At 42.8% G+C, this 15,103-nt stretch carries 14 protein-coding genes; 13 read left to right on the plus strand and 1 reads right to left on the minus strand.

Features of this window, described 5'->3' with window-relative positions:
• Positions 1-63 precede the first annotated feature (63 nt).
• A complete protein-coding gene (locus JZO85_RS13055; RefSeq protein WP_207108985.1) occupies positions 64-828 on the plus strand; it encodes a MurR/RpiR family transcriptional regulator in 765 nt (254 codons plus the stop codon).
• An 86-nt stretch (positions 829-914) separates the two neighbouring features.
• Here JZO85_RS13055 and JZO85_RS13060 read toward each other — a convergent pair whose 3' ends face one another.
• Entirely contained in the window at positions 915-1,934 is a 1,020-nt protein-coding gene (locus JZO85_RS13060; RefSeq protein WP_207108986.1) for a LacI family DNA-binding transcriptional regulator, read from the minus strand.
• 173 nt (positions 1,935-2,107) lie between these two features.
• On the opposite strand from JZO85_RS13060, the gene JZO85_RS13065 reads away from it, so the two are divergent.
• Genes JZO85_RS13065 through JZO85_RS13115 form a run of 12 tightly spaced genes read left to right on the plus strand, consistent with a single transcriptional unit; the run spans position 2,108 to position 14,986 of the window.
• Positions 2,108-3,778: a sugar phosphorylase gene (locus tag JZO85_RS13065; protein WP_207108987.1), complete on the plus strand. Its 1,671-nt coding sequence runs from the start codon at positions 2,108-2,110 to the stop codon at positions 3,776-3,778.
• Positions 3,779-3,788: 10 nt separating this feature from the next.
• Positions 3,789-3,914, plus strand: a complete 126-nt coding sequence (locus JZO85_RS23330; protein ID WP_277988939.1) for a hypothetical protein — start codon at positions 3,789-3,791, stop codon at positions 3,912-3,914.
• 16 nt (positions 3,915-3,930) lie between these two features.
• Positions 3,931-5,220, plus strand: coding sequence for an ABC transporter substrate-binding protein (locus JZO85_RS13070; RefSeq protein ID WP_207108988.1), 1,290 nt, complete (start codon positions 3,931-3,933; stop codon positions 5,218-5,220).
• Positions 5,221-5,229: 9 nt separating this feature from the next.
• On the plus strand, positions 5,230-6,105 hold the full coding sequence (locus tag JZO85_RS13075; protein WP_207108989.1) for a carbohydrate ABC transporter permease: 876 nt from the start codon (positions 5,230-5,232) through the stop codon (positions 6,103-6,105).
• Positions 6,098-6,937: a carbohydrate ABC transporter permease gene (locus tag JZO85_RS13080; RefSeq protein WP_207108990.1), complete on the plus strand. Its 840-nt coding sequence runs from the start codon at positions 6,098-6,100 to the stop codon at positions 6,935-6,937. Before JZO85_RS13075 ends, JZO85_RS13080 begins: the two co-directional genes overlap by 8 nt.
• Before the next feature lie 22 nt (positions 6,938-6,959).
• Positions 6,960-8,009 carry a zinc-dependent alcohol dehydrogenase gene (locus JZO85_RS13085; RefSeq protein ID WP_207108991.1) on the plus strand — a complete coding sequence of 350 codons (1,050 nt, stop codon included), beginning with the start codon at positions 6,960-6,962 and terminating at the stop codon, positions 8,007-8,009.
• Between the two features lie 40 nt (positions 8,010-8,049).
• On the plus strand, positions 8,050-8,850 hold the full coding sequence (locus JZO85_RS13090) for a sugar phosphate isomerase/epimerase family protein (protein ID WP_207108992.1): 801 nt from the start codon (positions 8,050-8,052) through the stop codon (positions 8,848-8,850).
• 39 nt (positions 8,851-8,889) lie between these two features.
• On the plus strand, positions 8,890-9,921 hold the full coding sequence (locus JZO85_RS13095; protein ID WP_207108993.1) for a Gfo/Idh/MocA family protein: 1,032 nt from the start codon (positions 8,890-8,892) through the stop codon (positions 9,919-9,921).
• Positions 9,918-12,089, plus strand: coding sequence for a glycoside hydrolase family 65 protein (locus JZO85_RS13100; protein ID WP_207108994.1), 2,172 nt, complete (start codon positions 9,918-9,920; stop codon positions 12,087-12,089). Before JZO85_RS13095 ends, JZO85_RS13100 begins: the two co-directional genes overlap by 4 nt.
• 4 nt (positions 12,090-12,093) lie before the next feature.
• A complete protein-coding gene (locus JZO85_RS13105) occupies positions 12,094-13,215 on the plus strand; it encodes a glycerate kinase (protein ID WP_207108995.1) in 1,122 nt (373 codons plus the stop codon).
• On the plus strand, positions 13,208-13,849 hold the full coding sequence (gene pgmB, locus JZO85_RS13110; RefSeq protein WP_207108996.1) for a beta-phosphoglucomutase: 642 nt from the start codon (positions 13,208-13,210) through the stop codon (positions 13,847-13,849). The genes JZO85_RS13105 and pgmB overlap by 8 nt, the downstream gene beginning before the upstream one ends.
• Before the next feature lie 24 nt (positions 13,850-13,873).
• Positions 13,874-14,986, plus strand: a complete 1,113-nt coding sequence (locus tag JZO85_RS13115; protein WP_207108997.1) for an ABC transporter ATP-binding protein — start codon at positions 13,874-13,876, stop codon at positions 14,984-14,986.
• Positions 14,987-15,103 lie beyond the last annotated feature (117 nt).

Genomic DNA, 15,103 nt, shown 5'->3' on the forward strand with positions numbered 1-15,103 from the left:
GGAGGAAGTTGAATTCGTTTTTCTGTAGGGTAAAATAAGACTAAACGATAGGAGGGGCTGAAGATGCTTTTTTCTGATATTGTTAATCAGCACTATGACACGTTAAATGAAGTAGATATCCAAATGGTTAAATATATCAACGCGCATCCGAAAGAAATGACTACGATGGGGACCAATGATTTTGCGAAGATTTGTCACTCATCAAAGTCGTCAGTGATTCGCTTTACACAAAAGCTAGGGTTTACGGGGTTCAGCGAGCTGCGCAATTTTTTGAAATGGCAAAATAATCCTGGTGACGGGGGAAAAGAAACCACCTTCAAAAAAAGAATCTTTTCTGATGCCGAACGAACGATCAAATATTTGGAAGATAATAATTGGGAAACGATTTATCGTGCGCTTGAAAACAGCCGCAATGTTTATTTGTTGGGCACCGGTGTCACGCAGCAAAATCAAGCAGCGGAACTACAGCGCTTATTGTTGCTGATTGGGAAGCCGGCCCAAATGATTCCTGCCTCTTCACAATCCAATGAATTCAAGCGGATCATGGAGAATATCACAGCGGACGACCTGATTTTTGTGTTGTCGTTGTCAGGTGAAAACCAGCATCTTTTTAATGTGCTGAATGTCCTTTCGACCTACCGTTCAACGATTGTTTCAATTACGAATATGCAGAATAATTTGCTGTCAGGCAGATCTGATTATTCACTTTACGCCTCAAGCAGCCGCAGTCCCAATCCGACCGACTGGTGGCTGCAAACCTCTTCTTCCTTTTTCTTATTGATTGAAGCCTTCGCTTTCGGCTATGTTGATTATTGCCGACGAAAATAGAAAACGAACAAAGCCCCTAACCAGCCCTGCGTCACAGGTTGGTTAGGGGCTTTTCATTTTTAGGAAAACCCATATAGCTTGTTCAGTTATTTTTTTGAGACAGAGTTTGTTAGATTCAACTCTGTGGGTATGATGATTTTCTTTGGCAGATCCTTCTCACCATCGATCAGTTTGAAAAGCAGCTCGGTGGCTTTTGTACCTAAAATATTTGTGGGCACATTGATTCCTGAAAGACGCGGGGTGAAAAAGGCAGAATAGGACTCATCATTAAAGGCGATCAAGGAAAAATTATCCGGAATTTTATAGCCTTCTTTTTCAATGACTTGGAAAAGGCTCAAGGCTTTTAGGGCATCTGTAGCAAATATAGCAGTAGGCAACTGTTTGTCGCTAAATAATTTTTTGGCAGCCTGAATGGACTCTTCAAGTACATAGCCGCCATCGATGATCCATTCATTTTTTATATCCAGATAGTTATCGAACAGAGCTTTGCGATAGCCGTTTACCCGATCAGCTGATACATGAATATCCAGCGGTGCGTGCAGGCAAGCGATCTCCTTATGTCCCAGATCGATCAATGTTTGGATCATTTTGTAGCTGTCACTATAGTTATCCGTATCGACTGAGTAGATATACTCGTATTCCTTTTCCAGCTTCCCAATGATGACGATCGGTATTTGCAGGGCATCCAATTCCTCTAAGTATTGTTCATCTTGAGAGGCACTCAGTATGATAATGCCGCGAATCAGCTTCTCATTCAGCTTATTTTTAATTTTTTGAGCCTCTTCCTGATTATTTTTAGAGGTCTGCAAAATCAAATCAAAATCATGTTTCTCTGTTACAGCTGAAATTGATTGAATAACATCGGAAAAGAACGGGTTTCCGCTTGTTGAGCTAACTGAGCGGTGAGAAAGGGTTAAAATCGCGTCAAAGCCATTGCCAGTAAGACCTCGAGCCAGCTTGCTCGGCATATAGTTCAATTCTTTAATGGCTGCTAAAACCTTTTCCTTCGCTTCTGGTGAAATATTCTCCTGATTGTTTAATACGCGAGAAACGGTCGATTTGGAGACGCCAGATTTGTTCGCGATATCATAAATTGTTGGTTTCAAAAAAATCCTCCTAACACTGGTAGCGGTACCACCACAGCTAAATAGTACTGGATTATTTGATATTTGTCCACAAAATCAGATAAATTCGCGAAAAAAACAATTGACAGAAACCGCTTACTATACTATTATCTTGGTGTGAGATGGGAGCGCTCCCACAGAAAGGAGTTTTGTTGTTGATTGAACAATTGATTCAGGAAATTGTTCCAAAGCAAGCCGATGCGGCATTTTTGAACCAAGCGATTACTGAAAGAATTGACAGCTACAAAAATAAGAATTCTCGGACTAGAAAGGCTCAATGGGATCAGGATGATGTTTTTTTGATCACTTACGGCGATCAATTTTATCGAGAGGGGGAGTCCAAGCTAACGACTTTCAAAGAAATCTATCAAAAATTTTTCTCAGATACATTTCCGATCGTGCATTTCCTGCCTTTTTTCCCATATAGTTCAGACGATGGCTTTTCAGTGATTGATTATGAGCAGGTAAATCCAGAGCTTGGTGATTGGGCAGATATTCAGGCAATGAATCGTGAAGCCCGTTTGATGTTTGACTTTGTTTGCAACCACATGTCTGCGAAAAGTAACTGGTTCAAAGGCTATTTAGAAAACCAAGCCATTTATAAGGACTTCTTTATTGAGGTCGATCCTGCGACAGACTTAAGTATGGTCACAAGACCGCGAACGTCGCCACTGCTTTCAGCGTTTATTGATGAAGCTGGAAAGGCACGAAACATTTGGACGACCTTCAGTGACGATCAAATTGACTTGAATTTTGCCAATCCAAAGGTTCTGCTAAGAATGATCGATGTCTTGCTCTTTTATGTGGATCAGGGAGCAGACTTCATACGGCTGGATGCGGTGGGCTTTTTATGGAAAAAAATTGGAACCAGCAGTATTCATCTTGCTGAAACGCATCAAGTCATTCAGCTTTTCCGAAGTATCGTTGATGAGGTTGCACCAGGAACAGTATTGATTACTGAGACGAATGTGCCCCACAAGGAAAATATCAGCTACTTAGGAGACGGCACGAACGAAGCACAAATGGTTTATCAGTTTCCGTTGCCGCCTTTGGTCTTGCATGCGATTCGCACCGGAAACGCCAGCTATTTACAGAAGTGGGCAAGTGAAGTTCAGCCGCCGACGCGAGAAACCAGCTTTTTCAATTTCTTGGCCTCTCATGATGGGATCGGAATGAATCCGATTCGCGGGATTATCGCGGAAGAGGAAATTCTTAACCTAGTTGCTGACTTAGAAAAAGAAGGCGCTTTAGTCAACTACAAACAAAATCCGGATGGTTCTCTTAGCCCCTATGAGATCAACACCACTTATATGGATGCCTTAAGCAATCAAGCGGATGAAGATGACTTGCGTGTGAAACGCTTCATGCTGGCTCATTCGATTCTATTGACGATCGTGGGGATACCCGCTGTTTATGTTCAAAGTATTTTAGGCGGTCGGAACTATTATGAGGGAGTTGAGCGTACCGGCGCCAATCGCACCATTAATCGGGAGAAATACGAAGCGTCAGAGATTCGTCACAGCTTGACAGAGACAGGCTCGTTAAACAATCTGGTCTACCATCAGCTGCAAGAACTGATCCAGCTTCGGCGGGAGGAGGAAGCCTTCCATCCTAATCATACAATGCGAGTGCTTGCTACCTCGGATGCCACATTTGGACTGGTTCGTAATGAAGAGGTTTATGCGCTGCACAATATGAGCAATCAGACGCAGACTATTTCACTCGAGACAGGAGCATACATCAATTTATTAACTAAAACGGACTGCCAGATCGAAGAAGCACTTACTTTGAAGCCTTACGATTTTATTTGGTTAAAAAAGCTGTGAGGCTGACTTTTTGCAGGAGATTTTATTGGCAGCGGGCTATTTAACTAGAAAGTTTAAAAAATACACGAGTGATTTAGCAGCATCGAATGAGCAGCGATCCTTCGTGGTTTTGGAAAAAAAGCATACATTAAATTGAAAAAGGAGATAGTGGAATGAAAGCGAAAAAAATGATTTTTGGTACAGCACTGGCAATGGTTGCTCTGACGTTGGGGGCATGTGGTGGAGGAAGTGCAAAGGATGAGGGGAAAACAACCATCGAATTTATGCATTCTTCGGTTGAACAGGACCGCTTGAAAGTAATCGACAAGCTGGTTGCTGATTTTGAAAAGGAAAATCCTGAGATCAAAGTGAAGCAGATTCCTGTTGAAGAAGATGCCTACAATACAAAAGTTGTTACACTTGCTCGTTCAAATAAACTTCCCGGAGTTATTGAAGTCAGTCAGGATTTTGCGAAAGTAATGGACAAGGACGAATTGATTGATCAAAAGGCTGTTGGAAATGTGATGAAAAAAGCCGGTGAAGACAACTATTATGCCGGTGCCAAGAAATTGGTTCGGACGGAGGATGGTTCAGGCTACATCGCAGCTCCGATCAGCGGATGGGTTCAAGGAATCTGGTACAACAAAGCAACGTTGAGTGAAGCAGGATTTTCTGAGCCGACCACTTGGGCATCAGTCTTAGAAATCGCTAAGCATTTCAATGATGCAGGGAATAAAAAATATGGGATCGCGATGCCGACAGCGGACAGTACGATGGCAGAGCAGGCATTTTCACAATTTGCCCTCTCAAATGGGGCCAATGTTTTAGATGAAAAAGGAAAAGTGACGATCAACACACCGGAAATGACCGAAGCTTTGAAATACTATAAAGAACTATCGCAATTCACAATGCCAGGTTCGAATGACGTTACCGAGATTAAAGACGCGTTCATGAATGGTTCAGCGCCAATGGCCATCTACTCGACGTATATTTTGCCTTCCGTTTTTGAAGAAGGAAAAGCGGATGATATCGGCTTTGCGATTCCGACGAATAAGCAAGAGGCAGTTTATGGAACAGTTTCTGGTTTGACGATTTCCGCTGGATTAGATAAAGAGCAAAAAGCAGCTTCTGAGAAATTTGTTGAATATCTGTCTGAGGCTAAAAACATGGAAAAATGGGTATTGATGTCTCCTGGCGGTGCTCAGCCGGTTAATAAACAAGTGGTAGACAGTTCTTCTTATCAATCAAATAAAGTAATCAGTGCTTTTGGCGAGCTTCCAAAAGAAATTGCCAGCTCATTTGATAAAGTGCAGGTGTTTGGTTTGGTTGGTGATAAAAACTTTACAAAAATGGGTGATATCACTAGTTCTGGTGCGATTTCCAAAGCAGTCAATAGTGCAACTGTAGGAAAAGAAGATCCGGAGAAAGCTTTAAAAACTGCTCAAGAATCGATTGAAAAGTAGGAGTGGCCTATGAAGAATGTAGCAAAAAAGGCTGATACAAAATTTGCTATTGCGTTACTAGCACCCAGCATGATTTTATTAGCTGTTTTGGTTTTCTTTCCGATGCTGTCCAACATTCAAATTAGTTTTTTAGATTTGCCGTTAAACGCAAATCTAAAAGCTACTTTTGTTGGCTTAAATAATTACTTGGATATTTTAAAAGATCCTGCGTTTTATCAATCGTTAGGTTTGACGATCGCCTATACTATTCTGGTTGTTTTTGGAAGTACTGCTTTAGGATTGGCAGTGGCGATCGCATTCAACCGTGAGTTTAAATATCGTGGGCTAGTCCGTTCTTTGATCATTTTGAGTTATGTTACGCCTTCGATTTCATTGATCTTTGCTTGGAAATACATGTTTAACAATGGGTATGGAATTATCAATAATTTTTTAGTGGATAAGCTGCATCTATTTAGTGAAGCACCCTTGTGGTTTGATAATCCAGGCTCCAGCTTTGCTTTGGTGGTGATTTTTGCGATCTGGCGATACTATCCCTATGCGTTCATTTCTCTCTTAGCGATTTTACAAACAGTCGATAAAAGCTTGTATGAGGCGGCGGATATCGATGGCGCAAACTTTTGGCAGAAGTTCAAAATCGTTACGCTGCCAGCCATCAAACCGGTTCTTGCGACAGTCATTGTTTTGCGATCAATTTGGATGTTCTATATGTTCACCGATGTGTATCTGTTGACGAATAAGGTGGATATATTAGGGGTGTATCTTTATAAAACGGCCTTTGCTTTTAATGACTTAGGAAAGGCTTCGGCTATTTCGGTGATTTTATTTGTGATTATTGCCGTCGTGATTTTAATTTCAAGAAAGCGAGTGAATCTAAACAATGGCTAAAAATAAGAAAGCAAAACGGATATTCTTTTATGCCATGGTCATTTGCTTTTTAGCGATCAACCTGTTTCCATTTTGGATCATGTTGATGACGGCATTTAAAGGCAGCAGTGAAGCAATATCAACAACTCCGACGATTTTACCTCGTCAATTTACAACAGAGCATTTTGTCGACATTTTCAATCCGGAAATTTTTCCGTTTGTCGACTACTTCAAAAATAGCTTCATCATTTCTCTATTCGCATCAGTCATTGCCGTGATTATTGGGATCGGCGGGGCTTACGCGTTGGCTCGGTTAAATTTTAAAGGACGCAATAAAATCAATGCGAGTTTCTATACAGTCTATATGTTCTCTGGGATTTTGATTGTCGTTCCGCTGTTCAAAATTATTTCTTCATTAGGGTTGTATGATACAAGAACCTCTTTAGTCATCACGATGGTTGTTCAAACATTGCCGACCGCTATTTTTATGCTGCGCAGCTATTTTGAAACGATTCCAAAGGATATTGAAGAGGCGGCGATGATTGATGGCTTGAGTCGTTTTCAGATAATCATTCAAATCATGATACCTTTAGCCTTTTCGGGGATTATTTCCGTTTTCGTTTACTGCTTCATGGTTTCATGGAATGATTTTCTATTTGCATCGATCTTCCTATCATCAACAGACAAGTTTACCCTGCCGATCGGGCTGAATACACTATTTAGTACGCCAGATTATGTGTGGGGCAGAATGATGGCGGCCTCGTTGATTACTGCGCTGCCGGTAGTGATTATGTACTCACTTTCAGAGCGCTTTATTAAAGGCGGAGCCATTGAAGGCGGCGTCAAAGGATAATAAAAAAAGAGGATGAAAAGACATGAAAAAATTAGTTGCACTTGAACCAAGAGTCGCAGGAGTAAAAGAATATGAAGAAAGAGCCATTTCAGCAGACGAAGTTTTGATCAAAGTGAAATTTGCTTCTCCTAAACCCGGCACGGAGGTCGTCGATTTTAGAGGGATCAGTCCTTTTATTGATGATGAGTTTTCTTCTGAATGGAATATGTTTATGCCTCGTGAAGCAGGTAGTCCTCGCGGGATCGAATTCGGTGATTTGCCATTAGGAAATATGGTTGTCGGAGAAATAGCAGAAATCGGTAGTGCCGTGACAGACTATCAATTAGGAGAGATTGTTTGTACGTACGGTCCGATTCGGGAAACAGTCATTGCTAAAGGTGTCGATAATTACAAGTTGCGCAAGATGGCAAGCCTGGATAATTGGAAAAATGCCGTATGCTATGATCCGGCCCAATTTGCGATGGGCGGTACACGAGCGGCCAATGTCCGTGCAGGTGATTTTGTGGCGATTTTTGGCTTGGGAGCGATTGGCTTAATTGCAGTTCAGATCGCGGTGAATGCCGGCGCGAAAGTAATTGCCATTGATCCAATCGAAGAACGCTGCCGCTTAGCAGAAAAATTCGGTGCGAGTCATTGTTTAAACCCAATCACAGAAGATGTGGGCTTCAAATTGAAGGAGCTGACCAATAAGCGAGGGGTCGACTCTGTCATTGAAACCAGCGGTGCAGCCAGTGCTCTGCAGGCCTCGCTTCGTGGTCTTGCTTATGGTGGAATCATTTCTTACGTGGCCTTTGCCAAACCGTTTCCTGAAGGATTGAATTTTGGGCGTGAGGCGCACTTCAATAATGCGCAGATCGTCTTTGCTCGTGCATCAAGTGAGCCCAATCCTGAGTACCCGCGCTGGGATCGTAAACGGATTGAAGATACTTGCTGGGATTTATTGATGAGCGGCTACTTGGATTGTTCAGAGATCGTTGCGCCAATTGTCCCAATGGCTGAAAGTGCGGAAGCCTATATGCGTTATATTGATCAGGAGCCCTCACTGAGTGTCAAAATGGGCGTTGAACTATAAACCATAATCACCAGAATACTACGAATAAGGAGATTTCGTTATGAAATTTGGAACACAGGATCAAGCGTTTTTCCCAACGTCTATCAAAGAAAAATTCCGTTTTATTAAGGAGCTAGGCTTCGAAACCTACGAGATTGATGGAAAGCTGCTATTAGAGCACACAGAAGAAATTAAAGAAGCTATCAAGGAAACGGGCATTACAGTTGAAACGGCGTGTAATGGCTATGACGGCTGGATCGGAGATTTCATCGAGGAGCGCCGTTTACGCGGAATCGAGCAAATTTCTGGAATTTTGCGGGCATTGGCTGAAGTCGGCGGAAAAGGAATGGTGGTCCCCGCAGCTTGGGGGATGTTTACGTACCGCTTACCGCCAATGGTTTCTCCAAGAAGCCAAGCAGGCGACTTTAAAGCAGTCAGCGATTCTTTGCTCCAATTGGATAAAGTCGCGGCTGAAACGGGCACAAAACTATATCTGGAGCCATTGAATCGGTATCAAGATCATATGATCAACCTATTAGCCGACGCGCGTAAATACATTGATGAAAATCAATTGAAGAACGTTGAGATCACGGCTGATTTTTATCATATGAATATTGAAGAGGATAGTATTTCAAAAGCCCTGATTGAGCAGAAGGATTACGTTGGTCATATTCATTTAGCAGACAATCATCGGTATCAACCGGGTTCGGGAGCTATCGATTTTGTCGAGCACTTTAAAACAATCAAAGAATTAAACTATCAAGGTTGTTTAGTATACGAATGCCGTTTACGGGGCGAGGATCTTCCAAGTGTTTATCAAGATTCTATCAACTTTTTGAAGGAATGTATGAGAAAAGCATAGTTGAAGCCTCAACTATGCTTTTCTTGAAAGGAACGAAAGATGAAAAAAGTAGCGATTGTCGGTGCCGGCCAAGTGGCAGAAAAAGTCCATGCCGCATACTATCAAACAAAACCCGAAGCATTTCATTTAGCAGCAGTAGTTGATCCAGATTTGGCAAGAGGAGAACTTTTTTGCCAGAAAAATCAATTTCAGAAGGCGTATACTGCGATCGAAAAGATGCTGATAGAAGTGCAGCCGGATATTGTCAGTATTTGTACGCCGAATCGGTTTCATTATGAAAATGTGATGCATGCGTTGGAGGCTTGCTGTTCTGTTTTTTGCGAAAAGCCGCCAGCGATGACTAGCGGTGAGGCCCAAGCTATGTGGAAGCGGGCGGAGGAAAAAGGCGTCGTTTTAGCCTATGATCTTCAACACCGCTATTCACCAGAGGCTCAGATGCTGAAGGAAAATATTTCCTTGCTGGGAGATATTTATTACAGTGAAGCAAATGCCTTGAGACGTTCGGGGGTTCCCGGCTGGGGCAACTTTATTGATAAAGCATTACAAGGCGGGGGACCATTGATCGACTATGGAATCCACATGCTGGATACAGCGTTATACCTGTTGGATTTTCCAACGATCAAGGCGGTCTCAGCCTATCAATATCAAAAAATTGGGCCTAAGAAGAATCAGGGTACTCTTGGTTCTTGGGACCCAAAAAAATATACAGTGGAGGACTCTTTGTTTGGAACAGTAGAATTTGAAGCAGGCGGAATACTTCGTCTTAATACCTCATTTGCTTTAAATATCCAGTCCGACAGAGTTTTAGATGTCCAGCTCTGCGGTGATCAGGCTGGAGCGAACCTCTATCCTGGAAAAATTTATACGGATCAAGCAGGTGAGCTTGAGATTCTCAAAGAAATCGCCAGTACAGAAAGCAATAATCATTTTACAAGTATAGATCATTTTTGCCGTAAACTTGCGGGTGATCCTCATGCAATGATTGCAGATGGCAGACAAGGGTTCATTATTCAAAGAGTGATCGAAGCATTATATCAATCGGCTGAAATAGGTGGAAAAGTAGAGCTATGAAAATAGAATTTAATCAATTTGATGAGGAAATGATCAATAAGGAAGCCACACTTATGACCACAGGCAACGGCTATTTAGGTGTTCGGGCGGTTCATGAGGAGAAGTATCGGAATCAGGATCAGGGATTCTTCGTTCGCGGAATCTTCGACCAAACAGTTGGGACAGAAACCGCCGAGTTAGTGAATCTGCCTGATATCACTGAACTGGAATTACGGATAAATGGAGAAATTTTTTCTCTAAACAGTCCTCAGATCACAGACTATCAGCGTTTTTTAGATTTATCGACAGGTGAATTAGTTCGTTCCTTAAAGTGGCAAACAGAACAGGGCGATTGGTTCAAAATTACTAATAAACGAATAGTCAGTCAAAAAAAGAAAGAACAGATCGCTTTTCAGCTGATTGTTGAACCATTAAGCAGGGACTGTACTCTCTCAGTCAAGGCAGGGATTGATGGTCAGGTTTCTAATGGCGGCAACCAGCATTTAATTGAGCGGGACCTGCGTGTCTATGATGAATGCGTATTAGTAGCTGATTACGAGACTATCGAGAGTCATTTATCGTTAGGATTAGCGATGCGGCTAAATAAATCAGGAGCTATTTCTGCAAAAAATAGAAAGATTCAAACGAGCATCCAAGAAGCTTGTCAACGAAAGGATGCCTTTGTCTTTGAGAAAGTGGTTTATGTTTATTCTAGCTTAGAAACCGACGATCCCTTTAAGGCAGCAAAAAAGGCTGCGCAACAGGAAATAACTTATGAAGAAATTGCGGCGGCGGCAAAAGAATCTTGGGCCGAGTTTTGGTTGGCGCATCGTGTAGTGATTGACAGTGAAAATGCTTTTGACCAGCTAGCGCTAGATTTTTCTTGCTATCATCTGCAAATTATGACGCCTGACGATCCTCAGTTTAGTGTGGCGGCTAAGGGCTTGACTGGAGAAGGGTACAAGGGGCATGTTTTCTGGGACACAGAGATTTTCATTCTTCCTTTCTTTCTGCATAACAAACCCGCGATCGCAAAAAGCTTATTGAAATATCGCTATTTTAGGCTGGCAGGAGCCAAAGAAAAGGCGCGTCAAAACGATTATCAAGGGGCATTGTTTCCTTGGGAAAGTGCCTTGACGGGCTACGAGGAGACGCCTAAATACGCAGCGATAAATATTCGCACCGGCAAACGTCAGATCATTTCTTCGGCAGCAGCGGAGCATCATATCGTCGCGGATATCGCGTATGCTGTGATGGATCTCTATCAAGCGACCGCTGATCAAGAATTTATGGATCAGTACGGGAAGGAATTGTTGAAAGAAACCGCCCTTTTTTGGCTAAGTCGCGGTGTAGAGGTAAATGGTCGGATCGAGATTCATGATGTGATTGGTCCAGATGAATATACGGAGCATGTGGATAATAATGCGTACACCAATTATTTAGCAGCTCATAACGTGCGGTCCGCTTTGGAGCAGCAGGTGGGTGATCCAAAGCTGCATCAACAGTTTGAATATTTTCTCGAGCACCTGTATTTACCGAATATAAATGCGGAGGGGTTGATTCCGCAGGATGATACATTTTTGAGCAAACCAGTGATTGATCTATCAACATACAAGGAGCAAGCCGGGAATCAACTGATCCTTAGCGATTATTCGCGTCAAGAAGTGATTGATCAGCAGATTTTGAAGCAAGCGGATCTGGTGATGCTGTTTTATTTACAGCCCTATGTATTTGATTTTGCGACGATCAAGCAAAATCTTTACTATTATGAGGATCGAACGATTCATGATTCCTCCTTGAGCAAGGCGATCCATGCGATCGTTGCGGCACGAATCCACGAGGCGGAGTGGGCTTATGAAATGTTTCAAGCCGCCTGCAAAATCGACTTGAACGATTTGCCCCATACGAGTGATGAAGGCATTCATGGCGCTGCATTAGGCGCAGTTTGGCTCGCAGCTATTTTTGGTTTTGCAGGAATCACCAAAAATAAAGTATTGGAAATCAATCCGCAGCTGCCAAAGGCTTGGAAGCGGATGTCATTCCAGTTCCATTGGAAAGGTGAAAATATGGCTATTGATTTAACGCAAGATACGCTTGTGTTAACGAAGAAAACGAAAAAGAAATTGCCGATTGTGATCGAGGGAGCGACTTATTCATTGGAAGAAAAACTAGAATGGAGCAGAAAGTAAAACAATGAAAATTTTGATGATGCCAGATTCGTTCAAGAGCAGCCTTTCTGCTGAAAAAGTGGCATGGATCTTAGGGGAAAGTTTTAGTCAGGTTTTTCCATCAGCGCAGATCGAGTTATTACCAGTTGGCGATGGAGGGGAAGGCACACTCGATGCATTATCGCAAAATGTCACGATGAAAGAAGAGTGGCAAACGGTCAGCGGCTGGGATGGCCAGCCCTTTTCAATGAGATACATGCACTTTCAGGAGCAAGCCTTTTTTGAAATGGCCGATTTGGTTGGATTGCCCATGTTTTCCGAGGAACAAAGACGACCGCTGGATTTCTTGACGGTTGGATTAGGAGAGCTGGTCCTTCAGCTGCAGACGATGGGGATTAAAAAAATCTATATCGGAATTGGCGGCAGTGCGACTGTGGATGGCGGAATCGGGTTCGCAGCTGGATTGGGCTATCGATTTTATGATAAAGCAGGCCATTTGCTACAGCCAAATGGTCGGAGCCTAGCTAAAATCGCGAGGATCGATGATTCAAATGTCCCTATGCTGACAACAGAGATTTACGCAGTGACGGATGTAAAAAATGTTTTATGCGGAGAGGCAGGCGCAAGCTATGTTTTTGGCCCTCAGAAGGGGCTGAAATCAGAGGAATTGGCCACAACAGACCAGGCGCTACGACAGGTCTATGATTTGGTCGATGAAAAGCTGCCTGATGTTCCGGGAAGTGGAGCGGGCGGCGGCTTAGCAGCGAGTATTGCCGGTTTTGCTAAAGGAAAAATCATTCACGGGATTGATTTTGTTTTAGACGTACTGGCGTTTGATCAGCGTGCTGAGGCTGCCGATCTGATTATTGTTGGAGAAGGGAAAATGGATCAGCAAAGCATGGCGGGAAAAGCCCCTGTGGGGATCGCTCAACGTGCACCGGAAACCTCTACCGTGATCGCGATCTGCGGCAGTGTTGACCAGCAGGTGCTTGATTTTTCTGACTACGGAATCACCGCCTGCTTTCCAATTATTGGTCAGCCAGCCAGCTTGGATGAGGCATTAGAAAAGGCCGAAGTAAATTTACAAAGAACGGGCTTGAATGTTGCTCGTTTAATCAAAAAAGCAAGGAGCCAATCTTTTGACTAACTATCATGGAGCTATTTTCGATCTTGATGGTGTTTTAGTTGATACTGCAAGATACCATTATTTAGCGTGGAAACAATTAGCGGAGCAACTAACGATTCCTTTTTCAGCAGAAGACAATGAGCGATTAAAAGGGGTGTCTAGAGTCAAGTCTTTAGATATCCTGCTATCATTGGGAAACAAGCACTATACAGAAAAGGAACGCGAACACTTTATGGAACAAAAAAATAAGGTGTATGTTCACTATATTGAGCAAATGGATGAAACTGAGATTTTACCTGGTGTGGTTGAGCTGTTAAAACAATTGAAGCATAAAAATATAAAAATTGCCCTCGGGTCCGCGAGTAAAAATTCAGGAATTATTTTAAAGAAGACAGGGCTGCGGCACTATTTTGATGCGATCGTAGATGGAAATGATGTTTCAAGGGCGAAGCCTGATCCGGAAGTATTTTTATTGGGTGCAAAGAAACTAGGGATTCCTGCTGGCCAGTGCATGGTGTTCGAAGATGCCAAAGCGGGAATCGCCGCTGCTAAACACGCTGGGATGCTGGCGATTGGTGTAGGAACGAAAAGCAACCTGCCAAATGCGGATAGACTGGTCGAAAGTTTGGAAGAGATAGAATTATCGGAGCTTTAAATAATAAGAAGGATGGGATTTCAAATGACGCAGCTTTCACTAAAGCATATTCATAAAAAATATGATAATGCCGAAAATTATTCAGTCAATGACTTTAATTTAGAAATAGACGATAAAGAATTTATCGTTTTCGTCGGACCTTCAGGTTGTGGGAAATCCACCACTTTGCGCATGATAGCGGGGCTGGAGGATATTACAGAAGGCGAGTTAAAAATCGGGGATCGCATCATGAATGAGGTTGCCCCTAAAGACCGTGATATTGCGATGGTTTTCCAGAACTACGCGTTGTACCCGCATATGACTGTTTTTGACAATATGGCCTTCGGATTAAAATTAAGAAAATACGATCCAGCCGAAATAAAGGAGCGGGTAGAAAATGCGGCGGATATTTTAGGGCTGACCGAATACCTTAAGCGAAAACCTGCGGCTCTATCAGGAGGCCAGCGCCAGCGTGTCGCTTTAGGACGTGCGATCGTTCGCGATGCACAGGTCTTTTTGATGGACGAACCTTTGTCCAACTTAGACGCAAAATTACGAGTTTCGATGCGAGCGGAAATTGCGAAATTGCATCAACGTTTAGGAACGACGACCATTTATGTTACTCATGATCAAACGGAAGCTATGACGATGGCTGACCGCATCGTCATTATGAAAGACGGCGTTATTCAACAGGTGGGAACACCGCAAGACGTATACGATACACCGCGAAATGTATTTGTGGCGGGATTTATTGGTTCTCCAGCGATGAATTTCTTCGAAGTCACCTTGCAGGAAGGCTTTATCAAAGACGGGCATGGGTTGGATTTGAAAATTCCTGAGGGGGAAAACAGTGTATTGGTTCGCAAAGGATACGAAGGCAGAAAGCTCGTATTTGGCATTCGTCCAGAAGATATTCATAGTGAACAAATTGCGATTGATTCCTCTGATGGAGCGGTTGTAAAAGCGGAAGTTATGGTGTCCGAATTATTGGGCGCAGAAACGCTGCTGTATACCAAGGTCGGTGAAACAGAATTCGTTTCTAAGGTTGACGCTCGCGATTTCCACAAACCGGGAGCACGAGTAGAGCTGGCCTTTAATTTAGGCAAAGCGCATTTCTTTGATGAAGAAACACAGGAAGTCATTTCTTTGAAAAATTAATTCTTTTATAGAAACAGCAGAAGTTGAGAATAAAAGCACTCAAATATCCTTAAAAATGAGGAATATAGGTGCTTTTTTTGCTTTGTCATTTTGACAAGCTTGCCTTAACAAAAAATG

The sequence above is a fragment of the Candidatus Enterococcus murrayae genome (assembly GCF_017315985.1).
GTDB lineage: Bacteria > Bacillota > Bacilli > Lactobacillales > Enterococcaceae > Enterococcus_A > Enterococcus_A murrayae.